Genomic DNA, 26,454 nt, shown 5'->3' on the forward strand with positions numbered 1-26,454 from the left:
TTTAAAATTTCAAAAAATGTAGAAAAAACAATTAAAATATGTTAAGATATTTTCAGTAATGGGTAAACGATATACTAGGGTGGAATTATTTTTATATTGAAAATTATAAAATTTATACAAAGTACTATTAAGGAGAAAAGACATGAGAGTTATAATAATCGGCGGGGTAGCTGCAGGTATGAGTGCTGCTGCTAAACTAAAAAGAAGTAAACCAGATTATGAAGTTGTAGTTTATGAAAAAACAGATGTAGTATCATTTGGAGCATGTGGGCTTCCTTATTTTGTTGGGGGATTCTTTGATGATCCTAAAAATATGATTGCTAGAGCACCTGAAAAGTTTAGAGAAAGTGGAATAGATTTAAATATATTCCATGAAGTAGTTTCTGTTGATACAGAATCTAGAAAGTTAAATGTTAAAAACGTAGCTACAGGAGATATATTTGTAGACTCTTATGATAAATTAATGATTGCTACTGGAGCAAGTAGTATAATACCTCCAATTAAAAATGTTAAACTTGAAAATGTATCGACATTAAAAAGTTTAGAAGATGGAGTAAGAGTAAAAGAATTAATGAATAAAGAAGATGTAAAAAAGGTAGCTATAATAGGTGCTGGGTTTATAGGTCTTGAAGCTGTAGAGGCTGCTAAAAAGTTAGGAAAAGATGTAGTTGTATTTCAATTAGAAGATAGGATATTACCACAAGTTTTCGATAAAGAAATAACTGATGTATTAGAAGAAGAAATAAGAAATCATGATGTTGATTTACACTTAGAAGAAATAGTTAATGAATTAGTTGGAGAAACTAAGGTAGAAAAAGTTATAACTAATAAAGGTGAATATGAAGTTGATTTGGTTATAGTAGCTACTGGGGTTAGACCAAACACATCATTCTTAAAAGATACTAAAATAAATATGTTGCCAAATGGAGCTATAATAGTTGATGATTTTGGTAAAACTTCAATAGATGATATATATGCAGCTGGAGATTGTGCTACTATACACAATATAGTGACAGGCCAAGATTCATATGTACCACTTGCTACAGGAGCTAATAAACTAGGAAGAATAGTTGGAGAAAATTTAGCAGGAGCTAATAATAGTTTCCAAGGGTCATTAGGTTCAAGTTGTATAAAAGTTATGGATATGGAAGCTGCGGCAACTGGAATTACAGAAGCTCAAGCTGAAAAATTAGGAATAGAAGTTAAAGCTAAGTTTATATCAGATTTCAATCAAACTAATTATTATCCAGGAAGAAACAAAATGTATGTAAAGCTTGTTTACGATGCAAACACTAAGGTTATATTAGGAGGACAGGTTGCAGGGTTTAAAGACGCTGTTCAAAGAACTAACGTGATAGCAGCTTGTGTATTTGGAAAGTTAACTACTAGTCAATTAGGTATGCTAGACTTATGTTATGCACCACCGTTTGCTAGAACTTGGGATATATTAAACGTAGCTGGAAATGTATCTAAATAATAAATTATAAGAAGTTACTATATTAGTAACTTCTTTTTTTATAAAAAATAAAAAGTGTATTGACTCTCACACTATGTAATAGTTTAGTATTATTTTAGGAGGTAGATATGTATAAAGTAAATGAAGTTTCTAAATTAAGTGGTATAAGTATTAGAATGCTTCATCACTATGATAAGATTGGTATTTTGGTTCCTAGTAAAAAAACTGAAAAAAATTATAGATTATATAGTGAAGAAGATATTAAAAGGTTATATCAAATATTAATATTTAAAGAATTAGAGTTTTCACTTAAAGATATAAAAAATATATTAGATGATGAAGACTTTGATAGAGAAAAAGCTTTAAAATTACAAAGAGAATTAATAGTTAAGAAGAAAAATAGAATGGAAAAAATAATAACATCTATAGATGAAGTTGTAGATAATATGGGAGGGAATGAGAAGATGAGCAAAGAAAATTTTGAAGGATTTAATTATGAACAAATTAAATCACATAAAGAAAAGTATGATGAAGAAACGAAAAAAAGATATGGAGACAGTGGTGCTTATAAAGAATGTAATGAAAAAACTGCTAGCTATGTTAAAAGTGATTGGGAGAATATTTCAAAAGAAGCTAACAATATTTATTTGCAATTAAGTAAATTGATGGATAAAGATCCTGGTGATAAAGAAGTTCAAAAATTAGTTCAAAACTGGAGAGATCATATAACTAATAATTTTTACGATTGTAAGATAGAAATATTTAGAGGTTTATCACTTATGTATGTTGCAGATGAAAGATTTGCTAAAAATATAGATGAATATGGTGAAGGGCTAGCTCAATTTCTAAGTGATGCAATGAATATTTATTGCGATAAAAATAAATAAAAAAGACCCTAGGTAAATTTTAAAACCTAGGGTCTTTTTGTTTAATAGATATTCAAAAAATAAATTGGAATAATAATGAAATACAACAATAATATACATATTAACAAATAATATAATCTTATTTAGATAAATAACAGTATAAATTGGATTATATGAGGTTAGACATTATAGTCTATAATCAATATAATTTAGAAATATTAATTATTTTAGTAAGAAAGGGACCTCATCATGAGTAGTAGTAAAAAAATAAGTGTGGCATCATTATTAGTAGCATTAGGAATTGTATATGGAGATATAGGTACCTCCCCGCTTTATGTTATGAAAGCAATATTAGCAACAAATGGAGGTCGCGCGTCTACTGATTTAGTATTAGGAGGAGTATCACTTGTTTTTTGGACACTAACGCTTCAGACAACTATAAAGTATGTAATACTAACACTTAAAGCTGATAATAATGGAGAAGGTGGAATATTTTCTTTATATACATTAGTAAGAAAAAGAGCTAAGTGGTTAATAGTACCAGCAGTTATAGGTGGAGCAGCTCTTTTAGCAGATGGAATGATAACACCACCAGTTACAGTTACATCATCTATAGAAGGATTAAATTTAATATTTCCATTGAGTACAAAAATGGTAATAATATTAGTTATATGCATACTAATATTTTTATTTTCTTTCCAAAAATTTGGGACTACCAAAATTGGTAGATTATTTGGGCCTATGATGTTTATTTGGTTTTCTATGTTAGCTATACTTGGAGTATCACAAATAACAGCATATCCTCAAATAATTAAAGCAATAAATCCTTATTATGCAATAAATTTATTAATTACAAGTCCTGAAAGTTCTTATATTTTAGGTGCTGTTTTCCTTTGTACAACAGGAGCTGAGGCACTATACTCTGACTTAGGGCATTGTGGAAGAAAAAATATTTATTATACTTGGGTATTTGTAAAAATATGCTTAGTGCTTAACTATCTGGGTCAAGGAGCGTGGCTTATTTCAAGAAATGGAGAAGTTATAAATGATAATCCATTTTTCTTAATAATGCCAAAATGGTTTGTTATACCAGGAGTAGTAATTGCAACGATGGCAGCTATTATAGCCAGTCAAGCTCTTATTTCTGGATCATTTACGTTGATATCAGAAGCTATAAAATTGAATTTATTTCCAAGACTTAAAGTTAGATATCCAAATGAAGAAAAAGGGCAGATATATATACCAGCAATAAATTATATTTTAGGGATTGGATGTATATTACTAGTTTTATATTTTAAAAAATCTGAAAACATGGAAGCTGCATATGGATTAGCAATTACTGTAACTATGCTTATGACAACTATATTGTTATCACAATATGAAAAGTATAATAGAAGAAAACCTATCTTAGGTATAGTTGTTTTAATTGTTTTTGGAAGTATAGAATTAAGCTTTTTATATGCAAATTTATTTAAATTCTTCAGAGGTGGATATATAACATTAATGATAGGATTACTAATAATATTTATTATGTACACATGGATTCATGGAGCACATATAAAACAAAAATATAATCAATATAGTAAAATATCAGATTATATAGATAAATTTAAAGCTATAGAAGAAGACACTGAATTACCTATATATTCAACACACACAGTATATTTAACTCAATCAAATAATAGAAAGTATGTTGAAAATAAAATACTACATTCTATATTTAATAAAAGACCAAAACGCTCAAAATATTATTGGTTCATACATGTTAAAGTAACTGACGAACCATATACAATGAGTTATAAGGTATACACAATAAAACCAAATAAAATATTTAGTATAGAGTTTGAACTAGGATTTAGGGTAAGCCAAAAGGTAAATGTATTTTTACGTGAAGTAATTCAAGATTTAATAGCTACAGGGGAATTAGATTTCACTCCTAAGGACTACATGATAAATAATAGTTGTGATAAAAATGTAGGTGATTTTAGATTTGTAATATTAGAAGAAATATTATCTAATGAAAGTAATCTTTCGAAATGGGACAATCTTATAATGAGTTTTAAAGTATTTATGAAGAAAATAACAGTGTCACCAGAAAAATGGTTTGGAATAGATACTAGTATTGTTGAAATAGAGAAAGTTCCTATAGTTATAGGCAAAAAAAATAAAGTTAAATTGACTAGAGCAAACTAAATATAAGCACCTTAAAGTAATTTTAAAAAATTATTTTGAGGTGCTTTTTTAGCAATAAGAAAAGTTGCTGAATCTAACTTAAATAAATATTTTATTTAAGTTAGATTCAAAATTGAGATTTATAAGGTTTATAAAAAATGATATCATAGTAGAATATACATAATAAAATAAGTTAATGGAGGCATTTATGGGGGAAATACTACTTATAGAAGATGATAAATCTTTAAATAGGGGAATAAGCTTTAAGTTAAAAAAAGAAGGATATAAAGTTCATACTGCTTTTAATATAAAACAGGCAAAAAAATTGTTTATAGAAAACAAAATAGACTTAATAATATCAGATATAGGTCTTCCTGATGGAGATGGATTTGAATTTTGTGAGTATATAAGAACTATAAGTAATGTACATATAATAATGTTAACTGCACTAGATCAAGAAGTGGATATAGTTACAGGATATGATGTGGGAGCAGATGATTATATAACTAAACCCTTTAGTTTGATTATATTAATATCTAAGATAAATGCAATTATGAAAAGAATTGGGAATATAGAAAGTGAAAATTTAATTAGTTGTAGTGATTTAAGTTTTAATTATGTAGACAGCAAAATCACTAAGGGGGGTAACGAAACAGTACTTAGTAAAACGGAAGGCAAATTACTTAAATACTTAATGGAAAATTCTTGTCAAATAGTTACAAAGGAGCAATTAATAGAAGCTCTTTGGGATATTGATGGAAACTTTGTTGATGAAAACACAGTAGCAGTTAACATTAGAAGATTAAGACAAAAAGTAGAAGAAAATCCATCCGAACCTGAATTTATAAAAAATATTAGAGGATTAGGATATACCTTTGAAAAGAGGTGTATTAAGAAATGATAAGTATTTTAAAAGAGGAACCTGTATTAAGTAAGATAGTTATTGTTAGTGTAATAAGCGTGGTTTTTATTTTTTCTTTCTTTACTATATTTCAATATAAGAACTTAAAAGGTATATATTTAGAACAAAATAATATAAATGAACGGTTAATAGGAGTATTAGTTAGTAAATATCCAGAAAGTGAAGTTGACATAGTCAATTCTATATATAGTGAAAATGATGAATATGAAGACTTAGGAAACAAAATTTTAAATAAGTTTGGATATAGTGAAGAATATGATATGAACAGGAATATAAATTTTCAACAACATTTAAAATATTTCCTGGTAAATAATTTGATTGTTTTTGTAATATTAATAGGAGTTATAATATGCATAGTTTCTAATTTGGTGAAATATGTATTTAGAAGGCTAGAAAATATAAATAGAGATATTGGCAATATAATACACAATAAATATATAGTAGAAGATGATTTTAAAGAAGAAGGTATATTTAATAGGATTTACTCAGATTTAAATAAATTATCAAGAAGTTTAAACTTAAAAGTAAGTACATTAGACAAAGAAAAAGAAAGTATAAAGGAATTAGTTACAGATATATCTCATCAGTTAAAAACCCCATTAGCATCTCTAAAATTATACAATTCATTGTTACTTGAAGAAGAACTTGATGAAGAAGATAAAATAGAATTTTTACAAACAAATGAAATGTCTATAAACAAATTACATAATCTTATAGATTCGTTGGTAAATATATCTAGATTAGAAGCTAAGATGATAAGTATTAAAAAGGAAAATAAATGCATAAAAGAAACTTTGACTAAGGCTATAAACAGTGTGAAAGTTAAAGCTGGTTTGAAAAATATAAAGATTGATGTTGAAAATTTTGAAGAAAAAATAATACCACATGACTCTAAATGGACAGAAGAAAGTATATTCAATATTTTAGAAAACGCAGTTAAATATACTAATGAAAATGGTAAAGTAAATATTTCTGTAGAAGATACTATTAATTTTGTGAAGATAAATATTCACGATAACGGGATAGGGATAGATAAAAATGAGTTCAATAATATATTTAAAAGATTTTATAGAAGTGAAGAAGTTGAAGAAATTGAAGGTTCTGGAGTAGGACTTTATTTAAGTAGAAAAATAATAGAAAGCCAAGGGGGGAATATAGTTGTAGATTCAAGGAAAGGTGATGGAAGTAAATTTTCTTTATTTCTTACAAAATTGTAAGCGCATATGAAAGTGTTTTGTAAGGCTTACATCTTATTATTAAAGTATAAATAAGAAATAGGGAGAAATGAGAGATGAGTATATTAAAAACAAAGAGCTTAAAGAAATATTATGGAAAAAATGAAAATTTAGTAAAGGCAATAGATAACACAGATATAGACATTAAAGAAGGGGAATTTGTAGCTATAGTTGGAAAATCAGGCTCAGGTAAAAGTACTTTATTACATATGATAGGGGGACTAGATAGACCAACAGAAGGTAAGGTAATTATAGATAGCAAAGATATATTTTCACTAAAGGATGAGCAACTTGCTATATTTAGAAGAAGAAAAATAGGATTTATATTTCAATATTATAATTTAATACCATCGCTTAATGTTTGGGAAAATATAGTTTTACCAATAGGACTTGACAATAAAGTTGTAGATAAAGATTTTGTAAATGACGTTGTAAATACTTTAGGATTAGAAATGAAGAAGGAGTCACTACCTAATACATTATCAGGAGGTCAACAACAAAGAGTGGCAATAGCAAGAGCTTTGGTTAGTAGACCCTCAATAATATTAGCAGATGAACCAACTGGAAACTTAGATTCTAAAACTTCGGATGAAGTTATGAGTTTATTAAAATCTATGATAAAAAAATATAATCAAACACTAGTTATGATAACTCATGATGAAGCTATAGCTCAAATGGCAGATAGAGTAATATATATTGAAGATGGTAAGGTAATAAAAGGTGGTGTAGTAAATGATTAATACCACTAAAATTGCTAAAAATAATTTAAAACAAAATAAATCTAAATGCATATTGATTATAATAACAATATTATTATCTACCACTTTATTAGCAACAGTTGGGATGGTATGTGTTGATTGGAATGCATCTAATAAAGAAAGAGTTAGAAAAGATTCAGGAACTCAACATGCTATTTATAGTAATATGAATGAAAAAAATATAGAAGAGATAAAAGCACATGCAGATATTGAAAATATAGGTAGGATAAATGGAATAGGTGTTAAAAAATATGATGATGAAACAAAGATAGCAATATCATATATAGATGATATTGCTCAAAGCTTTAGTCAAACAAATATAATAAAAGGTAGAGCACCTATTAAAAAAAATGAAATAATGTTAGATGAATTAGCTTTAAAAAAATTAGGATACAGTAAAGATGTAGGTCAAAAAATAGTATTTGAGTATGAAGATTACTCAAATCGTGAAATAGTAAATGAAGAATTTATATTAACTGGAGTAATGGAAGCTACTGAAATGGGTAGACTTAAAAAGATATTTGCAGGAGCAGTTTCTAATGAATATATGATAGAAACTAAAGATATGGATAAAGAGAATTTTAACGCACTTATTACAATTAGAGATGCAGATAGTTTATCAGGAGAAGAGATAAAAGTCAAAATTGCAGAAATAGCTAATGATTTAGAAATACCTAAAGGAAGAGTTATTATAAATGAAGATTATATAAATACATTAAAACCAGATTCAGAAGTTATAATGTGGGGAGTTATAATAAGCATAGTGGTTATATTGTCTAGTATATTAGTAATTTATAATATATTTTATTTATCAATAGTAACGAAAGTACAAGAATTTGGCAAACTTAGAGCTATAGGAGCAACTAAGAAACAAATAAAATCTATAGTACTTAAAGAAGGTATATTTTTATCTTTAATAGCTATACCTATGGGAGTTTTGTTAGGATATACAATAAATACATTTATAATAGGTAAATTACTTGTAAGTTATACAAGTGTATCAAAGCTACAAATAGCAATATTAGTTATGGCAGTAAGCTTTTTAACTGTATTTATATCATTATTAAAGCCTATGAAGGTAGCATCTAAAGTATCTATAATAGATGCAATTAGATACAATGGAGAAGATAAAAATAATGAGAAAACTAGAAAAGGATATGAAAGTATAAATGTGAAAAAACTTTCAAATGCAAACCTACACAGAAATAAAAAGCGTACTTATGTAACTATAATATCATTATCATTAAGTGGGATAATATTTATTGTTATGGCAAGTGTCATGAATAGTATAGATGCAGAAAAAAGAGCTAGAGTACATTTTCCACAAGATATTCACATATCTTTAGATGGATACACTTGGGGAGAAGATGATAGTCCAAGCACTGAGTTAAATATGATACAAATTAAAAATCCATTAGGAGAAAATTTTAGAAATCAGATTATAAATATTGATGGAGTTAGGGCGATAGATAGGAATTACAGTGTAAAGGCTGAGTTAAAAGGATATAAGACAGAAGAGAAATATTGTAATTTAGCTAGTATTGATGAAAATGATTTAGAAAACTTAGAGCTATATTTAGAAGAAGGAAAAATTGACTTAGAAAAATTAAAATCAGGTGAAGAAATTATTTTGAATTATCCTGAGTTAGCAAAAGAATTGGGTATAAATGCTGGAGATAAAGTAACTTTAGTTTTATACGATGGAGATAAGAAAATAGAAAAAGAGTTTAAAGTACAAGCTATCAGTTTAGGGTCTGGAACGTTTGCTATGCATGCCGATTCATTTAATAAAATATTAAATACTGATGTAACAACAGGTGTAGGTATGTATGTAGATGAAAATAAATATGAAAGTGTAAAAGAGGGAATTGAAAATTTAGATAAATCTAATGATTATATGAGGGCTAGTTTTATAGATGAAAATATAAAATCTTTTGAATTACAGCTAAAATCTACCAAGGTAATGGGATATAGTTTAGTTTCCATTATAGGGGTAATTGGTTTTATGAATTTAATAAATTCTATGGTTACAAGTATAATTACTAGAAAGAAAGAACTAGGTATGTTACAAGCAATAGGTTTAACTGATGAGCAATTAATTAAGATGTTAAATACAGAAGCTATGTTTTATACAGGAACTATGTTATTTACATCTTTAACGTTAGGTAGTGGATTAGGATATATTGCAGTTCAAGTATTTAGAAGATTTGGGGGATCTTATGCATCATATACATTCCCTTTAGTTCAAATAGTTATTATGACTGTATGCATAATTATTGCTCAATTAACCTTAACTTATTTAATAAGCAAGCATTTTAATAAAGAGTCATTAATTGATAGAGTTAGGTACAGTGAATAAGTAAATTGGGTTTTATACAAGGGACGCTAAGAGTTAATATATAAGTTTTGCTCCATGAAAGCGGAAAATATGCTTTCATGGAGCAAAACTTATATATTAACCCTTCGCTAGCTTGCTTTAAATACTATTTTTTAATACTCAGATTCATCTACATTTAATAGCTGAGATAAAACTCTTTTAATAACACTGTAATCAAAACCTTTATAAGCTAGATGTTGAGAAATTTTTTGGTATATCTTATTTCTATCTTCATTTTTAACGCGTTCATATCTTTTTTTAGCTAAATGCATAGCATTTTCAAACTCAACATCAGAATCGATATCAGAAACTACAGAATCTATAGTACTTCTATCTATACCTTTATTATATAAATTTTGCTTAATTCTATTTTTACCACATTTATTTACTTTTAAGTTTGTATTAGTTATTCTTTGAGCTAGATCTTCATCATTTACAAAATTATATTTTCTTAAAAATACAAGCACATCTTCAATAACATCTTCTTCAAAGTCATTAGATAATTTCTTTATTATATTTTTTTCAGATTGAGGTGCTTTAGAAAGTATTGTTAAAGCTTTATTTTTAGCTTTTATATACATTTCATCTCTAAGTAAACCTCGTAGAACAGACTCATCTATTTCCATCCCTTTTTTTAGGTTTAAAGTATAAACTAATTCTGCATAAATACCCATAAAAAATTGTTCATCTAAATATATATTAACTCTGTCTTCATTTTTTTGTTGAACTTCTATCTTGGTGATTGTAGGCATAAATATCCTCCTTTATTTTAAAAAGTTTCATATGAAAAATATTTCTAAATATGTACAAAATTATACAGTAAAATGTAGAATAAGTGTATCTAATAAACAAAAATTAATGATACAATAGAAATATAAAGGACAAAAGGAGATAATGAATGAGAATTGATGAATTAGTTTTAAAAGCTAAGAATAAAAACAACATAAAATCAAATTTTCATAAAACGGGAAATGAGAAAATTAACATAGGGATAATGGGAGGAACTTTCGATCCTATACACTACGCACATTTAGCAACAGCAGAATATATAAGAGAAACTTATAATCTTGATAAAATACTTTTTATACCAACAGGTAACCCACCTCATAAATCAAAATTAAGAACAGACAAAAAAGATAGATATAATATGGTATTATTAGCAACTAACAATAATGATAATTTTGTAGTTTCAGATATTGAAATAAATAGAAATACTAGGACTTATACTATAGATACATTAAATGAATTACATAAAATATATAAAAATGCTAATATCTATTTTATTACTGGAGCTGATACAATTTGTGATATGGAAACCTGGAGAAATGTTGGACAAAATTTTGAACTAGCTACATTTATAGCTGCGAATAGACCGGGGATAAGCACTAATGAAGCTAAAGAAAAAATAGAAAGTTTAAAAGTGAAATATGGTGCTAAAATAAGATCTGTAAATGTTCCGTCATTGGATATATCATCCACATATATAAGAGAACATATAAATGAAGGTAAATCTATAAAATATTTAATACCTGAAGATGTGGAAGCTTATATATATGAAAAAAAAATATATACAAATGGAGATGAGTAAGTTGGATTTGAAAGATATAATAGTTGAGTTAAATAAAATGTTGCCTAAAAATAGAATGCTACATTCGCAAGGCGTGGCTAATTGCGCGGTTAAACTAAGTGAAATCTATGGATATGACAAAGAAAAAGCATACTTAGCTGGTATACTTCATGATTGTGCAAAATACTTAAATCATGAACAAGTTCAATATTTTGTAGATAAGTATCAAATTTACTTAGATGAATATGAAAAAGATAACTTAGCACTTTCTCACAGTATGATAGGTTCAGTTATTGTTAGACATGAATTTGATATAGATGATATAGATATAATAACATCAGTAAGATATCATACAACAGGTAAGGCTAATATGGATATGCTAGAAAAAATAATATACATAGCTGACTTAATAGAAGAGAATAGAAAATATCCAGGAGTAGAAGAGTTAAGAGAATTAGCTTATAATAAAAAAATGGATGAGGCACTTTTAAAATCTTTTGACAACACTATAAAATTAGTGATAGATAGAAAACAAATAATACATCCAAGAACAGTAGAAGCTAGAAATTATATTTTGAAAAATATAAAATAAAAATATTTATAAAATAAAGCACAACATATTAAAACAAATAGTAATATACTATTATATTAAACTAATTAGTTTTTTAATTAAAATTAAGCTATTAAAAATGAGATTTACAATAAATATAAATTATTATGTATTAAAAGTGAAATATTTTAGTTAATAAGTTAATACTAATGATATAAATTAATATTAGAAGCAAGCTTTTTTGTGGTATAATATAAAAACGTGAAAAATAAGGAAGGTAGGAATTTAACATGACAACAGTAGAACAAATGGTTAAAGTTATATATGATGCTATGGACGATAAATTAGGTAAAGATATATCTATAATAAATGTAGGAGCAGTATCAAGCTTATGTGATTACTTTGTAATAGCAACAGCTGGATCTACAAGACAAGTAAAGGCTATAGCTGATAATATAGAAGATGAACTTACTAAGTTAGGAATAGAATCAAGAGGTAAAGAAGGATACGAGACTCAAGAGTGGATATTACTAGATTTTGGTGATGTAATGGTTCACGTATTTAATGAAGAAAATAGAGCATACTATAACCTAGAGAAAATGTGGAAAGATGCTCCAAATGTTGATGTTGACACATTAGCATAATAATTATATAATTTAACATTATAACTAAAAATTAAAATAGACTAGAGTAGTAAAATTAAATTTTGATTTCAGAGAGCTAGTGGATGGTGAGAACTAGTATAAAATTAATTTGAACTTGCTAGATAAAATCTATTAACCGTAGTTGGTATAAAAACTATTCCAAGAGGGTTATTTTATATAAATAACCAATTAGGGTGGTACCGCGAGTAATATCCTCGTCCCTAAACAGCAATGTTTAGTGACGGGGATTTTTTTATACGTGTATATCGGTTAGCGAAGTTGTTGTGTTGTTTGTTGACGAAACACTTAAAGCACATCTTTTTAGTGCTTTGAGCAACGGAAACAAATAATACAATGACGAGCGACCTACACGAAACAAAAAATAGGAGGTAAACAATGAACGTTTATAAACCAAATGAAGTTGAAGCTAAATGGCAAAAAACTTGGGATCAAAATGATCAATACAAAACTGATACTAATGACACAACAAAACCAAAATACTACACACTAGAAATGCTACCATACCCATCAGGAAAAATACACATGGGACACGTTAGAAACTATTCTATAGGTGATGTTATAGCTAGATTTAAAAAAATGCAAGGATATAATGTTCTTCATCCAATGGGATGGGATTCATTCGGACTTCCAGCAGAAAATGCAGCTATAAAGCATGGGATACATCCTCACAAGTGGACTATGGAAAACATAGAAGACATGAAGGGGCAATTAAAATTATTAGGACTTAGCTATGATTGGGATAGAGAAATAGCAACATCTACTCCAGAGTACTACAAGTTTACTCAAGAAATATTCTTAAAGTTCTTAGAACATGGATTAGCATACAAGAAAAAATCTTTTGTTAACTGGTGTCCATCTTGTGAAACAGTTTTAGCAAATGAGCAAGTTGTTCAAGGTGAATGTGAAAGATGTGATTCAGTAGTAGTTAAAAAAGACTTAGAGCAATGGTATTTTAAAACTACTCACTTTGCAGAAGAATTACTTCAAGATTTAGATACTTTACCTGGATGGCCAGACAAAGTTAAAACAATGCAAAGAAACTGGATAGGAAAAAGTACAGGAGCTGAAATAACTTTCGATATAGATGGAAGTGATAAATCAGTAACAGTATTTACAACTAGACCAGATACAGTACATGGAGTTTCATATATGGTTTTAGCTCCAGAACATGATTTAGTTAAAGAATTAGTTGCTGGAACAGAGTATGAAGAAGCTGTAGAGAAGTTTATAACTAAAATGTATACTATGACTGAAATAGAAAGAACTTCAAGCGACTTAGAAAAAGAAGGAATGTTCATAGGAAAGCATGTTATAAATCCATTAAATGGAGAAAAAGTTGAGTTATGGATAGCAAACTATGTATTAGTTGATTATGGAACAGGTGCGGTTATGGCAGTTCCAGCTCATGACGAAAGAGATGCTGAATTTGCAGCTAAATATAACTTAAACGTAGTTGAAGTTATAAATGAAGATAACATAATGGTAAACTCTGGTGAGTTTGACGGAATGGAAGCTTCAAACGCATTTGATGCAATAATAGAGAAAATAGAAGAAATGGGAAGAGGAAAGAAAACAGTTAACTATAGATTAAGAGACTGGTTACTTTCTAGACAAAGATATTGGGGATGTCCAATACCTGTAGTATACTGTGATGAGTGTGGATTAGTACCTGAGAAGAAAGAAAACTTACCGGTATTATTACCAACTGATATAGAGTTTACAGGTAAAGGTGAATCACCACTTACTACTTCAAAAGAGTTTATGAATGCTACTTGCCCATGTTGTGGAAAGCCAGCTAGAAGAGAAGTAGATACAATGGATACTTTTGTTGATTCTTCTTGGTATTTCTTAAGATATATAGATGCTCAAAATACTAATGAGCCATTTAGTAAAGATGCAGTTAATAATTGGATGCCAGTTGATCAATATATAGGTGGAGTAGAGCACGCTATAATGCATTTACTTTATGCTAGATTCTTTGTTAAAGCATTCAATGAAATGGGAATGTTAGATTTTAAAGAACCATTCAAAAACTTATTAACTCAAGGTATGGTTTTAAAAGATGGAACTAAGATGAGTAAGTCTAAAGGAAATGTTGTATCTCCACTTGAAATAATAGATGAGTATGGAGCAGATACTGCTAGATTATTCGTATTATTTGCAGCACCACCAGAAAGAGATTTAGAGTGGTCAGAGCAAGGTGTTGAAGGATGCTTTAGATTCTTAAATAGAGTTTATAGATTAGTTGATGAATTAGCTGACAAGGTTAAATCAGATTCTACTATGGGTGAATTAACTAAAGAAGACAAGGCTATGAGATTTACTATAAATGCTACTTTAAAGAAAGTAACTGAAGATTTAAATGAGAAATTTGGTTTCAATACTGCTATATCTGCATTAATGGAATTAATAAACGAAATGTACAAATACAAAGAGTTAGAAACTAGAAATGATGCAGTTATAAAAGAAGCTATAGAAACTATAGTTACAATCATTGCTCCTTTTGCTCCTCATATAGGTGAAGAATTATGGACTATGATAGGTAAAGATGGAAGTATATTTGATATAGCTTGGCCAACATTTGATGAATCTGCTTTAGTTAAGGATGAAGTTGAAGTTGTAGTTCAAGTAAATGGTAAAGTAAGAGGTAAATTAAGTGTAGCTGCTAATATATCAAGAGAAGATATGCAAGAAGCTGCAATGAATGATGAAAAGATAAAAGCTTTAGTTGAAGGAAAGACTATAGTTAAAGTAGTCGCTGTTCCTAAAAAACTTGTTAATATAGTTGTTAAATAATAATAAAAGAAGGTCTTAATTAAGACCTTCTTTTGTTTTGTAATTATATATTATGAATATCGTATCTTTTCATTTTGTTATAAAGCGCATTTCTACTTATACCAAGTTTATTAGCGGCCTGGCTTATATTTCCATTACATATTCTGATAGCTTTTTTAATTTCAATTTGTTCTAGTATTAATAGAGGAATAATTGTATTATCATTTTCTTCACACAAAGTAAATGCATCTTCAGAATTTGAAGATTTTATTGGATTACCTAGATTATCATGAGTTAAGCAATGACATTCATCTAAATCAATTTCACATGTTGTAGAACCATTTAAAGCTACTATATTTTCAACGAAATTTTCTAATTCTCGTATGTTTCCAGGCCAACAATAAGATATCATTCTTTTAAATAAAGACTTAGATATTTTAGGGATAGGCTTATTTAATTTTTTACTTTTTATTTCTAAAAAATAGTCTAAAAGTATTGGAACATCTCCAATTCTATTTTTTAAAGGAGGTACTTTTATAGGTAATACATTTAGTCTATAATATAGATCACTCCTAAATCTATGATTTTTAATTTCTTGTTTAAGATCTTTATTAGTAGCTGCTATAACTCGAACATTAACAGGCACCATATCTTTTCCACCTATTTTTGTTATAACACCTTCTTGTAAGACTCTAAGCAAAGTAACTTGCATTTCTATAGGCATTTCGCCTATTTCATCTAAAAATATTGTTCCGTTATTAGCAAGTTCAAATTTTCCTAAACTTCCTTTTTTATTAGAGCCTGTAAAAGAGCCACCTTCATATCCGAATAATTCACTTTCTATTAAATTACTAGGAATAGCCCCACAGTTAACAGCTATGAAAGGACCATCTTTTCTATCACTGTTACTATGAATAGCTTGAGCTAACAATTCTTTTCCACATCCGCTTTCACCAAGTAGTAAAACTGTAGAGGGACTGTTTGATATAGATTTACACTCAGCTATAACTTTTTTTATTTGTTCACTTTCACCAATTATATCGTCAAAGGTATAATTTTTTTTATTAATTTCGTAATTGCTCATTAATATCAAGTCCTTTCAACTTAAATAAATACAATGATGTTAAATATTTTAACATATAAGTAGTATTTATAAAATATATAGTTTTATTTGAAATTAAATTAACGAAATACATTTAAACATATTAAATAAAAGTGTAACTAATGATTACAGTGTAATTAATAATTACACTTTTGTGTTTTTAAAATTAACAAAAATAAGAGTGAAAATATTTACACTGTATTTAAAAGATAGATAGATACTTAACTAACGAAGATGAAAATAATTGGCATGGTAATTGCTTATATAAAATATTAAGAAATTATAAATAAAAGTGTTAAATTTAAAACAAGTAAAATAAGAAATTAAAAAGATACTACTATTTATTAAGAAAGGAATTGGCATTATGGAAAACAATAAAAATATGAAAAAAGGATTATTACTAGGAATCACAGTAGGTCTTGCGTGGGGACTAGATTCAGTTTTAATGGGAAAAGTTGGAGGAAGTAGTATATTTACAACATTTGAGCTTTCGCCACTTGTGTCAGCATTTTTCCATGATAGTTTTTGTTTTATGTGGATTGCATTAGTTTTATTATTTAGTAAACAGCTAATACCTGTATTTGGACTTTTAAAAACAAAAAAAGGTAAAGCAACAGCGCTTGCTGCAATAGTTGGAGCTCCTATAGGAATGAGTGCGTATTTATTAGGTATAAAATATGCAACTGCACCTTATGCATCAAGTATATCTGTTATCTACCCAGGTATTGGAGCTATACTTTCATACTTTATACTTAAAGAAAAATTATCTTTAAGAGCAATAATTGGTATAGGTGTAAGTTTACTAGGATCATTTATGCTAGGATTTAAACCATCAGGAAATGCACCAGATACATTTTTTATGGGAATCGGATTTGCAGGAATAGCAGTTTTAGGTTGGGCTTTAGAAGGGGTAATAATCGGATTCGCAATGAAGCATATAAAAGGGGAAGATGATGTTCAGCCAACACCTCAGCAGTTTTTATGTTTAAGATATTTAATATCTATGTTTTCATATGGAATAGTAGTATTACCTCTTATTGGTGGTTACTCAGTTGTGACAGATGTTATTACTAGCGGTACTGTAGTAGCTTATGCAGGTATAGCAATACTTGGAGCAACTACTTATCTTTGTTGGTACAAGGCTGTTGATTTAATAGGGGCTGCAATGGGTACAGCATTAAATTCTACAGCTGCACTTTGGTCTATAATTTTTAGTGCTATATTATTTGGAGATAAAATAACTCCAAGTTTAGGATTTTGGGGATTCATAATTGTATCGGGAGTATTTATATTTGCAATAGACCCAAAATCTTTGAAGAAAAAGAAAAATGTATAAATAATTTTTTTATTAAAAATAAATTAAGGCGTATATGTTATTGATTTTGCATATGCGTCTTTGTTGCAATGAAATTTAGAATCAAGACATAATAACAAGTTAATTTAGGAGGATTTAAATGTTAAAAGAAAATGTAATTAAAAATATTAAAAATATAGTTGAAGAATGCATGGGAGATGCAGATCCAGGGTGTGTAGCCACGTGTCCTATGCATACAGATGTTAAGGAATATGTAAGGTTAATAAAAGAAGATAGAGGACTAGAAGCTATAAAAGTTATAAGAGAAAAGCTATTTATACCAGGCACATTAGGTAGAATATGTGCTCATCCTTGTGAAAAAAAATGTAAAGTTAATGAAATAAATTCTCCTATGGCTATTGCATCATTAAAAAGATATATAGCAGACAACTTTGATAAATCAGAAGATTGGGATATAAGCACAAAAGAAGTTAATGGAAAGACTGTTGCGGTTATAGGTGCTGGACCATCAGGGCTTCAAGCGGCACTTGAACTTCAAAGAGAAGGATTCAAAGTTACTGTATTTGAAAAGCTACCTGTTAGGGGTGGGATGATGGCAGTAGGTATACCTGAATATAGATTACCTAGGAATGTATTAGAAAAAGAAATAAGTTATTTAGATAAACTTGGAGTAGAATTTAAGTTGAATTGTGAGATTGGAAAAGATATAGAATTTAAAAAAATAGTAGATTCTTATGATAGTGTTATAGTTGCAGTTGGTAAACATCAAGGACGTGTAGATAGAAGTTTAATAAACTGTGATGCTAAAGGAATATTCTCAGCAGCACAATATACTAAGGAAGTTGCACTTAATAAAAGTGTAGCACAAGCTGGTAATAAAGTTTTAGTAGTTGGTGGTGGAGATGTAGCTATGGATTGTGCTAGAATTTCTAGAAGACTTAATCAAGTTGAAGAAGTATACTCTATATGTTTAGAAGATAGCTTTGATACTATGATGTCTTCTAAACATGAAATACAAGGAGCTATAGCTGAAGGTATAAACTTTAATCATGGACAGGCTATAAAACAAATAATAGTTGATGAAAATAATAGAGTAAGCAAAGTTATACTTAAAAAGTGTTTATCTATATTTAATGAAGATGGAATGTTTAGCCCTAAGTTTGATGAAAATAAAACATGTGAATTAGAAGTAGATACTATAGTATTTGCTATAGGACAAGGAGTTGAAGGTGAATTTGCAAAAGATATATTAACTCAAAAACCTAATACTAATTTTGAATGTGACAGATTAACACTTCAATCATTATCTAATGAAAAAATATTTATAGCAGGTGATGCGTCTGGAGAGTCTGTAATAGTTATACAAGCTATGGCAACAGGTAAAAGGGCAGCAGAATCTGTAAAAAGATTTTTAAATAAACAATCATTAACAGAAGGTAGAAAAATAGAAGATACTTCAAGTTATGAAAGTAAGTTAAAAAGGAAAGTTGACTGGTCTAATATTAGTGAAAGAAGATATTCTATGGAAGAACTTAATGTAGAGGAGAGAGTTAAATCATTTGATGAAGTAGCACTTGGATATACAAAAGAAGAAGCTTTAAAAGAAGCAAATAGATGTAGACAATGCGCATGCAAACTATGCATGCAAGAATGTATAATGATGAATGATTATACAGATTGTCCAAAGACTTTATTCAAAAGATATTTGAGTGAAGGCTATGAAAATATGGATAAAATGATAGCATTTTCGTGTAATGATTGTAGTCAATGTAGTATAAAGTGTCCTAAAGATTTAAATTTGAGAGAAAATTTCATAGCTATAAAAGAACAATATATAGAAGATAATAATAATGAACAGGTTATAGACTCATTAATACCATTTGATAAATCTCAGGAAATGGAATGTAGTAAAGAATACTCAACAACAGTTTTAAGTGAAAATAAAAAAACTAAGTACTTATTTGTACCAGGATGTACAGTTCCAGCTTATAGCCCATCAGTTATAGAAAAAACATTTAGACATTTAAGAGATACTTTAGATGGAGAAGTTGGTGTATTGCTTCAATGTTGTGGTAAAGTAACTAAGTTAGTTGGAGAAGAAGAAAATTTTAAAAGAAGAAATAAAATGGCTATAGATGCTATAAATGAAACTAATGCAGATGTTATCGTTACAATATGCCCATCTTGTTACAATGTGTATAAGGAAACATCTGATAAAAAAGTCATATCTTACTGGGATTTAATGAAAGAACAAATAGGGATACCTAAAAATCAAAGAAAAATAGGGATTAATTCGGATGTAATATTTAATATTCACGATTCATGTGTAACTAGAAATGTAGTATCTCATCATGAAAATGTTAGATGGATATTAGAAGAATTAGGTTATAAGTATGAAGAAATGCAAAATAACAGAGAAAATACTAGATGCTGCGGTGTTGGAGGTATGGTTTGTAGCTCAAATCCAGAACTATATGAAAAAATCTACACTAGAAGAGCTAATGACTGTACTCAAGAAAATATAATAACTTACTGTGGGTCTTGCAGGGCAACTATGGAATCAGCCGGAAAAGATTCGCTTCATATACTAAATTTACTACATGAAGAAGTATATACTAAAAGCATGGCTAAAAAGAGAGGATACACATCTGAAAAAGAGATGTGGTCAAATAGATTAGAAACCAAAAATAGATTAAATAAAATGAATAAATAATCAACAAAAAAGTAAGCTATCTAACTAAAAAAGATGGCTTTTTTTGTATTTTAAAGTGGAAAACTGATCAAAAATAAAATATGATTTAAAAAAATTAAAAATTTTTGATTAGGAAAATATAAAGGAAAGTAGCAAAATCAATGTATTTATAAATTTTTTGACAAATTGAAAAATTTCAAAAAATGTTTTCCTGTTGATTTTTGTTGGAAAAATATATACAATAAAGATGTCAAATAAATAAACAAATCAAATATACACATTATGGGAGTGAACAAAAATGACTAGAGTTACATTACAAGACGTTCAAAATGCTAGAGAAACTATAAAAGATATAGTTAAGACAACTGATCTATTAGAAAGCGTTAAGCTTAGTGAGAAGACAGGGGCAAACGTATACTATAAATGTGAAAACTTACAAAAGACTGGTTCTTTTAAAGTAAGAGGGGCTTGTAACAAGATAGCAAGTTTAACTGAGCAAGAGAAGGCAAACGGTGTTATAGCATCAAGTGCTGGAAACCATGCACAAGGGGTTGCATTAGGAGCTAAGTTAAGCGGAATAAAAGCTACAATAGTAATGCCAGCTACTGCACCACTTGCAAAAGTTACTGCAACTAAAGGATATGGAGCAGAAGTAGTATTAGAAGGTTTAGTATATGATGATGCATATGCAAAAGCTGTTGAAATACAAAAAGAATCTGGAGCAACTTTCTTACATCCATTCAATGACAAATACGTTATGGCTGGACAAGGAACAATAGCTTTAGAAGTATTCGAACAATTAAATGATAAAGTTGACACCATAATATGCCCAATCGGTGGTGGAGGAATTATAGCTGGTATAGCAACTGCTGCTAAAGCTTTAAATCCAAACGTTAAAGTAATAGGTGTTCAAACTGCAAATATACCATCAATGAAAGAATCTATAGAACAAGGACATGTTACAACTGCATTCAAAGCTACTACAATAGCAGACGGTATAGCAGTTAAAACTCCTGGAGATCACACTTTTGAAATAATAAAAGATTTAGTTGATGAAGTTATAGTTGTTGAAGAATCTGAAATAGCTCAAGCTATGTTATTCTTATTAGAAAACCAAAAATTAGTATCTGAAGGTTCAGGAGCAGTATCAACTGCAGCTTTATTAAGTGGAAAATACACTCCAGCTAAAGGTGAAAACGTTGTATGTATAATATCAGGAGGAAATGTAGATGTTAATACTCTATACAGAGTTATAGGAACTGCATTAACTACAGATGGTAGAAGATACGTATTCAAAACTAAGATACAAGATAAGCCAGGCGGATTAGCAGAATTAACTCAAATAATAAGTGGATTAAACGCAAATATATTAAGTGCAAATATGACTAGACCTCCAAAAGAATCTCTTGGAAGTTTATATCTTGAAATAGAATTAGAAACATTTAACCAAGCTCATAAAGATCAAATAAAAGAAGCTGTGGAAGCAGCAGGATTTGTAATAGAAGATTAATTTGTGATATAATGGGTATATAAATAAAAAGTGGAAATTTATGGGATAAACATAATTTTCACTTTTTACTACAAAATTGTATACAGTGTGTACGGTTTAGTAGTATAATATTACTGAAAAAAGTATATTATAAAAACAAAGCTAAATAAGAGAAGGAGAGATTGGACATGAAACAAGTAATACATACTGAAAAGGCTCCTAAAGCAATAGGACCATACTCTCAAGCTATAAAAAATGGAAATATGGTATTCGTATCAGGACAAGTTCCATTTAACCCAGAAACTATGGAAATAGTAGAAGGTGGAGCTAAAGAGCAAGCTGCTAGATCATTAGAAAGTTTAAAAGAAATATTAGCTGCATCTGGAGCAAGTTTTGCTGATGTAGTTAAGACTACAGTTTTTATAAGCGATATGAATGATTTTGCTGAAATAAATGAAGTATACGCTTCTTTCTTCGGTGAAAACAAACCAGCTAGATCTTGTGTAGAAGTTGCTAGACTTCCAAGAGATGTTAAGGTTGAAATAGAAGCTATAGCTATAGTAAAATAATAAATGACTTTAAAATGACCATGCCCATTGAGTATGGTCATTTTGTAAGTTACACACTAATTGGAAATCATTTCCATACACAAAAGAAAAAAGACAATTTAATGAAAAGAGGTATTATTAATGGCTAAAGATTATAGTGTATTTGATGTCGTAGGACCAAACATGATAGGTCCATCGAGTTCGCATACTGCAGGTGCTGCTAGATTAGGAAAGATGGCACTAAAAATAGCAGGACAACCTGTTAAGAGTGTTAAGTTCTATTTACATGGATCATTCGCTGAGACATATAAAGGGCACGGAACAGATAAGGCATTAGTTGGAGGAATGTTAGGATTCCAACCAGACGACGCTAGAATAAGAAATTCTTTTGATATAGCTAAAGAAAACGGTGTTGAGTTTGAATTTATAAAAGCTAATTTAGGAGATAATGAGCATCCTAACACTGTTAAGATGGAAATGACTTTAGAAGATGGATCTACTGCTGAAGTAAAAGGTGCTTCAATAGGTGGAGGAAACATAAAACTTACTGAAATGGATGGATTACCATTAGACTTTAATGGATCTAGACCAGCAGTTATACTTGAGATAAAAGATATACCAGGAGCTGTATCTTTCGTAACTGGACTTCTTGCTCATAATAATAAAAATATAGCTAACATGTCTACAAACAAGCCAGCTGGATCTGAGTATACATTTGTTACTATAGAGACAGACGAAGCTTTAGACACAGTTGTATTAGATCAATTAAGAAAATTTGAAGTTATAGCTAAGGCTGTAGTTTTAGACAAATTCTAATTAATGAGGAAGGGTGACAGAATATGAAATATAACTTTACAAGCGGAGCAGAATTAATAGAAAAATGTAATGAATTAAACATGACTATAAGTCAGATATGTATAGAGAGAGAAGCTGAATTAACAGGAATCTCTAAAGAAGAAGTAAGAGAAAAAATGGCTATAAGCTTAGATATAATGAAAAACGGTGTTGAAAGAGCTGTAACAGAAGATATAAAATCTGTTGGAGGTCTTATAGGTGGAGAAGCTAAGAAATTAGAAAACCACAGAAACACTCAAAAATCTGTTTGTGGTGGATTAATGAACAAAGCTTTAGCTGCTGCAATGGGAACAATGGAAGTTAATGCTTCTATGGGTCTTATAGTTGCTGCACCAACAGCTGGTTCTTGTGGTATATTACCAGGAGCTATAGTTACTATAGGTAAAGAGTACGGATTTAGTGATGAAGAAATGATAGATGCATTATTCACAGCTTCAGCTATAGGAGCTATAATAACTAGAAATGCAACTGTTGCTGGTGCTGAAGGTGGATGCCAAGCTGAAACAGGTGCTGCTGCTGCAATGAGTGCTGCTGGTATAGTTGAATTAATGGGTGGAAGTGTAGAAGCTGCTGTTTCTGCTGCATCTCACTGTTTACAAAACGTAATGGGATTAGTATGTGACCCAATAGCTGGACTTGTTGAAGTTCCATGTCAAGGAAGAAATGCTATAGGTGTTGCAAATGCTTTAATATCTGCAGAACTTTGTTTATCAGGAATATTAAACATAATACCATTTGATGAAACTGTTGAAGCAATGTACAAAGTTGGTAGAGGTCTTCCTATGGAGTTAAGAGAAACTGCATTAGGTGGAGTTGCTGCAACTTGCACAGGAAACTGCTTAACTAAAAAAATATTTGGATAATAAAAAAAGAGGCTTTAGCCTCTTTTTTTTTATCTTCTTCTTCTTTTAGCACTCTTTTTATTTGAATAAATATTTTTCTTTTTATTTGAATATATCTTTTTATTCTTACCTGAGTAGATATTTTTTCTTTTATTATACATTAATTGCTTTCTTTTATTTCTTCTAGCTTTTTTTCTAGCTAAAACTAAAACTACAAACAGTATAACTAGTCCAAGACCTGCTGCTAGTATTGATAATATAGTTTTAACTATCTTATTGTTTAATATAACTTTAAATAAGTTGTGCACATCATTTTGTGCAATTAAAGGTATATGTGCTACAGCTTTAGACTCTCCATCTTTGTAAACTTCTAATGTTCCCACAGTAGCACCTTTTTTGATAGGTAATTTTATATCATTTAATTTAGTTTTAGTGGTATAAGTTGGATTAGTTTCAGTTTTGCTAATAACAGTATAATAACTATATTTAGGCATGAAGTTCAATTTTCTTTCCTTAGAATACCAAATAGACTTAGAATCTAAAAGATCATTATTATCTATAGATTTTTCGGATCTAAAATTATCAAATCCATAATCTAAAAGAGTACGACTATCAACGTACATAACATCTCCATTGGCCTTGAAAACTGCGGAGATTAATCTCATATCATCTTTTTTAGCACTAGATAATAGGCATTTTCCAGCATCATCTGTAAATCCCGTTTTAATACCATCTACTATATCGTATTGAATGTCTACCATTTGCCCTTTATAAGGCATTTTGGCATCTCCTCCAGTTAAAAATTTGTTGCTGTTTTTCATAAATCTTTCAGGATAAAGTCCTGTAGCTGGAATTCTTAACATCTTAGTACTTACTATTTCTCTAAATACTTCATTACTCATTGCTTCTCTAGCCATTAAAGCCATATCATAAGCTGAAGTATAATGGTCAAGATCTGGTAATCCATTTGCATTGTTAAAGTGTGTATCTACTGCGCCGATTTTTTTTGCTTCCTCATTCATAAGTTTTGCAAACTCTGGAACAGATCCACTTACACGTTCTGCTAAAACTACAGCAGCATCATTTGCTGAAACTATTAGTAAACCTTCAAGAAGTTGTCTAACTGTTAGCTTTTCCCCAGGAACTAAATACATACTAGAACCTTCTATATTGCCTATATTACCTACAGTTATTACTTCATCAAGGTTCTTAATATGCTTTAAAGTAACATAAGCTGTCCAAACCTTAGTGGTAGAAGCAGGGTACATCTTTTGATGTGGATTTTTCTCATATAAAATTTTTCCGCTTGTATAATCCATCAATACTGCATACTGAGCAGATATATTTGGTTGGGGAGTTTCAGCGAATGAAACATTATTAAATGCAAATAGATTAACAAAAGTTAATGCGAATGCTAATAATATTGAAACTTTTTTTATCATTTTTTGTCCTCCGATTATAAACTTATATTTTAGTATAACATATTTATGTCAATAATCAAATTTGAAGGAGTGATAAAATGGATAAAATAAAAGTCTTTTTACCCATAATAATTATAATTATTATAAGTTCTATATTTGTGATGAAAAATACATTATTTACATCAAACAAAGACATGTATGTTGTTAGCGAAATTGAAAATGAAAAAGAATTTAAGGATAATAATGAAAAAGATATGGAAATTGTTAAGGAAGATGAAAATTATAATGAAGAAAAAATAAGTAATGATACTGATATTAACTCAAATGTAAAAGCTAATGAATCTATAAATAAAAAAATAACTATATTTATAAGTGGAGCTGTTAAATCTCCAGGGGTGGTAGAATTAAATAGTACAAATAGGCTTATGGATGGAGTAAATCTTTGTGGAGGAGTTACAGAAGAAGCTGATATGAATAGAATAAATCTTGCTATGAAAATAGTTGATGAAGGACACTACATAATACCTAAAATAGGAGAAGAGGTTATAAATAGTAGTAATGAAGTAAAAGATCCAAACACAAATGAAACTACAGATAAAAATATAAACGTTAGTAATAATGAAAATTCTAATAGTGATGTCGATAAAATTAATATTAATAGCGCCTCTATTGTAGAACTAGATTCATTGCCTGGAGTTGGGGAAGTTACAGCGCAAAAAATTATAGATTATAGAGAAGAAAATATGAATTTTAAATCAATAGAGGAAATAAAAAATGTTAAGGGTATAGGCGAAAATAAATTTAACGATCTGAAAGATTATATTAGTATTTAATAAATTTAAAATTA

At 28.9% G+C, this 26,454-nt stretch carries 21 protein-coding genes and 1 other annotated feature; of the genes, 18 read left to right on the top strand and 3 right to left on the bottom strand.

The window, feature by feature from the left end; translation table 11 throughout:
- Positions 1–142 precede the first annotated feature (142 nt).
- The 7 genes from ACRCYC_RS07605 (at position 143) to ACRCYC_RS07635 (ending at position 9,768) form a co-directional block, all read left to right on the top strand.
- Positions 143–1,477, top strand: a complete 1,335-nt coding sequence (locus tag ACRCYC_RS07605; protein WP_438618536.1) for a CoA-disulfide reductase — start codon at positions 143–145, stop codon at positions 1,475–1,477.
- 107 nt (positions 1,478–1,584) lie between these two features.
- Complete coding sequence (locus tag ACRCYC_RS07610; RefSeq protein ID WP_438618537.1) at positions 1,585–2,343, top strand: MerR family transcriptional regulator; 759 nt, start codon at positions 1,585–1,587, stop codon at positions 2,341–2,343.
- A gap of 228 nt (positions 2,344–2,571) precedes the next feature.
- Entirely contained in the window at positions 2,572–4,515 is a 1,944-nt protein-coding gene (locus ACRCYC_RS07615; RefSeq protein WP_438618538.1) for a KUP/HAK/KT family potassium transporter, read from the top strand.
- A gap of 187 nt (positions 4,516–4,702) precedes the next feature.
- Positions 4,703–5,395: a response regulator transcription factor gene (locus tag ACRCYC_RS07620; RefSeq protein WP_438618539.1), complete on the top strand. Its 693-nt coding sequence runs from the start codon at positions 4,703–4,705 to the stop codon at positions 5,393–5,395.
- Positions 5,392–6,633, top strand: a complete 1,242-nt coding sequence (locus tag ACRCYC_RS07625; protein WP_438618540.1) for a sensor histidine kinase — start codon at positions 5,392–5,394, stop codon at positions 6,631–6,633. Before ACRCYC_RS07620 ends, ACRCYC_RS07625 begins: the two co-directional genes overlap by 4 nt.
- 74 nt (positions 6,634–6,707) lie before the next feature.
- Positions 6,708–7,391: an ABC transporter ATP-binding protein gene (locus ACRCYC_RS07630; protein WP_438618542.1), complete on the top strand. Its 684-nt coding sequence runs from the start codon at positions 6,708–6,710 to the stop codon at positions 7,389–7,391.
- Positions 7,384–9,768 carry an ABC transporter permease gene (locus ACRCYC_RS07635; protein WP_438618543.1) on the top strand — a complete coding sequence of 795 codons (2,385 nt, stop codon included), beginning with the start codon at positions 7,384–7,386 and terminating at the stop codon, positions 9,766–9,768. Before ACRCYC_RS07630 ends, ACRCYC_RS07635 begins: the two co-directional genes overlap by 8 nt.
- A 131-nt stretch (positions 9,769–9,899) precedes the next feature.
- On the opposite strand, the gene recX is transcribed toward ACRCYC_RS07635, so the two are convergent.
- Positions 9,900–10,538: a recombination regulator RecX gene (gene recX, locus ACRCYC_RS07640; RefSeq protein WP_438618544.1), complete on the bottom strand. Its 639-nt coding sequence runs from the start codon at positions 10,536–10,538 to the stop codon at positions 9,900–9,902.
- Between the two features lie 146 nt (positions 10,539–10,684).
- Here recX and nadD point away from each other — a divergent pair, with 146 nt between their 5' ends.
- The 4 genes from nadD to leuS all read left to right on the top strand — a co-directional run bounded on the left by nadD (position 10,685) and on the right by leuS (position 15,364).
- Positions 10,685–11,374, top strand: a complete 690-nt coding sequence (gene nadD / locus ACRCYC_RS07645) for a nicotinate-nucleotide adenylyltransferase (protein ID WP_438618545.1) — start codon at positions 10,685–10,687, stop codon at positions 11,372–11,374.
- Positions 11,340–11,945 carry a bis(5'-nucleosyl)-tetraphosphatase (symmetrical) YqeK gene (yqeK, locus tag ACRCYC_RS07650; protein WP_438618546.1) on the top strand — a complete coding sequence of 202 codons (606 nt, stop codon included), beginning with the start codon at positions 11,340–11,342 and terminating at the stop codon, positions 11,943–11,945. The genes nadD and yqeK overlap by 35 nt, the downstream gene beginning before the upstream one ends.
- Before the next feature lie 248 nt (positions 11,946–12,193).
- Positions 12,194–12,547, top strand: coding sequence for a ribosome silencing factor (gene rsfS, locus ACRCYC_RS07655; protein ID WP_438618548.1), 354 nt, complete (start codon positions 12,194–12,196; stop codon positions 12,545–12,547).
- 30 nt (positions 12,548–12,577) lie between these two features.
- Positions 12,578–12,773, top strand: a binding site (T-box leader).
- Positions 12,774–12,943: 170 nt separating this feature from the next.
- The gene (gene leuS / locus ACRCYC_RS07660; protein WP_438618549.1) at positions 12,944–15,364 is read left to right on the top strand and encodes a leucine--tRNA ligase; all 2,421 of its coding nucleotides are present in this window, start codon (positions 12,944–12,946) and stop codon (positions 15,362–15,364) included.
- 43 nt (positions 15,365–15,407) lie between these two features.
- On the opposite strand, the gene ACRCYC_RS07665 is transcribed toward leuS, so the two are convergent.
- Complete coding sequence (locus tag ACRCYC_RS07665; RefSeq protein ID WP_438618550.1) at positions 15,408–16,427, bottom strand: sigma-54 interaction domain-containing protein; 1,020 nt, start codon at positions 16,425–16,427, stop codon at positions 15,408–15,410.
- Between the two features lie 382 nt (positions 16,428–16,809).
- Here ACRCYC_RS07665 and ACRCYC_RS07670 point away from each other — a divergent pair, with 382 nt between their 5' ends.
- From ACRCYC_RS07670 to sdaAA, 6 genes are all read left to right on the top strand, one after another.
- Positions 16,810–17,781, top strand: a complete 972-nt coding sequence (locus tag ACRCYC_RS07670; protein WP_438618551.1) for a DMT family transporter — start codon at positions 16,810–16,812, stop codon at positions 17,779–17,781.
- 118 nt (positions 17,782–17,899) lie between these two features.
- On the top strand, positions 17,900–20,473 hold the full coding sequence (locus ACRCYC_RS07675; RefSeq protein ID WP_438618553.1) for an FAD-dependent oxidoreductase: 2,574 nt from the start codon (positions 17,900–17,902) through the stop codon (positions 20,471–20,473).
- Positions 20,474–20,750: 277 nt separating this feature from the next.
- Entirely contained in the window at positions 20,751–21,962 is a 1,212-nt protein-coding gene (ilvA, locus tag ACRCYC_RS07680; protein ID WP_438618554.1) for a threonine ammonia-lyase, read from the top strand.
- Positions 21,963–22,129: 167 nt separating this feature from the next.
- The gene (locus tag ACRCYC_RS07685; RefSeq protein WP_438618555.1) at positions 22,130–22,510 is read left to right on the top strand and encodes a RidA family protein; all 381 of its coding nucleotides are present in this window, start codon (positions 22,130–22,132) and stop codon (positions 22,508–22,510) included.
- Positions 22,511–22,630: 120 nt separating this feature from the next.
- On the top strand, positions 22,631–23,305 hold the full coding sequence (sdaAB, locus tag ACRCYC_RS07690) for an L-serine ammonia-lyase, iron-sulfur-dependent subunit beta (RefSeq protein ID WP_438618557.1): 675 nt from the start codon (positions 22,631–22,633) through the stop codon (positions 23,303–23,305).
- Positions 23,306–23,328: 23 nt separating this feature from the next.
- Positions 23,329–24,207, top strand: coding sequence for an L-serine ammonia-lyase, iron-sulfur-dependent, subunit alpha (gene sdaAA / locus ACRCYC_RS07695; protein ID WP_438618559.1), 879 nt, complete (start codon positions 23,329–23,331; stop codon positions 24,205–24,207).
- A gap of 29 nt (positions 24,208–24,236) precedes the next feature.
- Here sdaAA and ACRCYC_RS07700 read toward each other — a convergent pair whose 3' ends face one another.
- Complete coding sequence (locus tag ACRCYC_RS07700; RefSeq protein ID WP_438618560.1) at positions 24,237–25,628, bottom strand: D-alanyl-D-alanine carboxypeptidase family protein; 1,392 nt, start codon at positions 25,626–25,628, stop codon at positions 24,237–24,239.
- 77 nt (positions 25,629–25,705) lie between these two features.
- Here ACRCYC_RS07700 and ACRCYC_RS07705 point away from each other — a divergent pair, with 77 nt between their 5' ends.
- Positions 25,706–26,440 (top strand): helix-hairpin-helix domain-containing protein, encoded by a 735-nt coding sequence (locus ACRCYC_RS07705; protein ID WP_438618562.1) that lies wholly within the window; start codon positions 25,706–25,708, stop codon positions 26,438–26,440.
- Positions 26,441–26,454 lie beyond the last annotated feature (14 nt).

Source organism: Paraclostridium sp., from assembly GCF_051657365.1.
GTDB lineage: Bacteria > Bacillota > Clostridia > Peptostreptococcales > Peptostreptococcaceae > Paraclostridium.

What these genes read in the sequence shown, in the direction of transcription:
- ACRCYC_RS07605 (WP_438618536.1), top strand. Translation starts at nt 143, where the DNA reads ATGAGAGTTATAATAATCGGCGGGGTAGCTGCAGGTATGAGTGCTGCT.
- ACRCYC_RS07610 (WP_438618537.1), top strand. Translation starts at nt 1,585, where the DNA reads ATGTATAAAGTAAATGAAGTTTCTAAATTAAGTGGTATAAGTATTAGA.
- ACRCYC_RS07615 (WP_438618538.1), top strand. Translation starts at nt 2,572, where the DNA reads ATGAGTAGTAGTAAAAAAATAAGTGTGGCATCATTATTAGTAGCATTA.
- ACRCYC_RS07620 (WP_438618539.1), top strand. Translation starts at nt 4,703, where the DNA reads ATGGGGGAAATACTACTTATAGAAGATGATAAATCTTTAAATAGGGGA.
- ACRCYC_RS07625 (WP_438618540.1), top strand. Translation starts at nt 5,392, where the DNA reads ATGATAAGTATTTTAAAAGAGGAACCTGTATTAAGTAAGATAGTTATT.
- ACRCYC_RS07630 (WP_438618542.1), top strand. Translation starts at nt 6,708, where the DNA reads ATGAGTATATTAAAAACAAAGAGCTTAAAGAAATATTATGGAAAAAAT.
- ACRCYC_RS07635 (WP_438618543.1), top strand. Translation starts at nt 7,384, where the DNA reads ATGATTAATACCACTAAAATTGCTAAAAATAATTTAAAACAAAATAAA.
- recX (WP_438618544.1), bottom strand. Translation starts at nt 10,538, where the DNA reads ATGCCTACAATCACCAAGATAGAAGTTCAACAAAAAAATGAAGACAGA.
- nadD (WP_438618545.1), top strand. Translation starts at nt 10,685, where the DNA reads ATGAGAATTGATGAATTAGTTTTAAAAGCTAAGAATAAAAACAACATA.
- yqeK (WP_438618546.1), top strand. Translation starts at nt 11,340, where the DNA reads ATGAAAAAAAAATATATACAAATGGAGATGAGTAAGTTGGATTTGAAA.
- rsfS (WP_438618548.1), top strand. Translation starts at nt 12,194, where the DNA reads ATGACAACAGTAGAACAAATGGTTAAAGTTATATATGATGCTATGGAC.
- leuS (WP_438618549.1), top strand. Translation starts at nt 12,944, where the DNA reads ATGAACGTTTATAAACCAAATGAAGTTGAAGCTAAATGGCAAAAAACT.
- ACRCYC_RS07665 (WP_438618550.1), bottom strand. Translation starts at nt 16,427, where the DNA reads ATGAGCAATTACGAAATTAATAAAAAAAATTATACCTTTGACGATATA.
- ACRCYC_RS07670 (WP_438618551.1), top strand. Translation starts at nt 16,810, where the DNA reads ATGGAAAACAATAAAAATATGAAAAAAGGATTATTACTAGGAATCACA.
- ACRCYC_RS07675 (WP_438618553.1), top strand. Translation starts at nt 17,900, where the DNA reads ATGTTAAAAGAAAATGTAATTAAAAATATTAAAAATATAGTTGAAGAA.
- ilvA (WP_438618554.1), top strand. Translation starts at nt 20,751, where the DNA reads ATGACTAGAGTTACATTACAAGACGTTCAAAATGCTAGAGAAACTATA.
- ACRCYC_RS07685 (WP_438618555.1), top strand. Translation starts at nt 22,130, where the DNA reads ATGAAACAAGTAATACATACTGAAAAGGCTCCTAAAGCAATAGGACCA.
- sdaAB (WP_438618557.1), top strand. Translation starts at nt 22,631, where the DNA reads ATGGCTAAAGATTATAGTGTATTTGATGTCGTAGGACCAAACATGATA.
- sdaAA (WP_438618559.1), top strand. Translation starts at nt 23,329, where the DNA reads ATGAAATATAACTTTACAAGCGGAGCAGAATTAATAGAAAAATGTAAT.
- ACRCYC_RS07700 (WP_438618560.1), bottom strand. Translation starts at nt 25,628, where the DNA reads ATGATAAAAAAAGTTTCAATATTATTAGCATTCGCATTAACTTTTGTT.
- ACRCYC_RS07705 (WP_438618562.1), top strand. Translation starts at nt 25,706, where the DNA reads ATGGATAAAATAAAAGTCTTTTTACCCATAATAATTATAATTATTATA.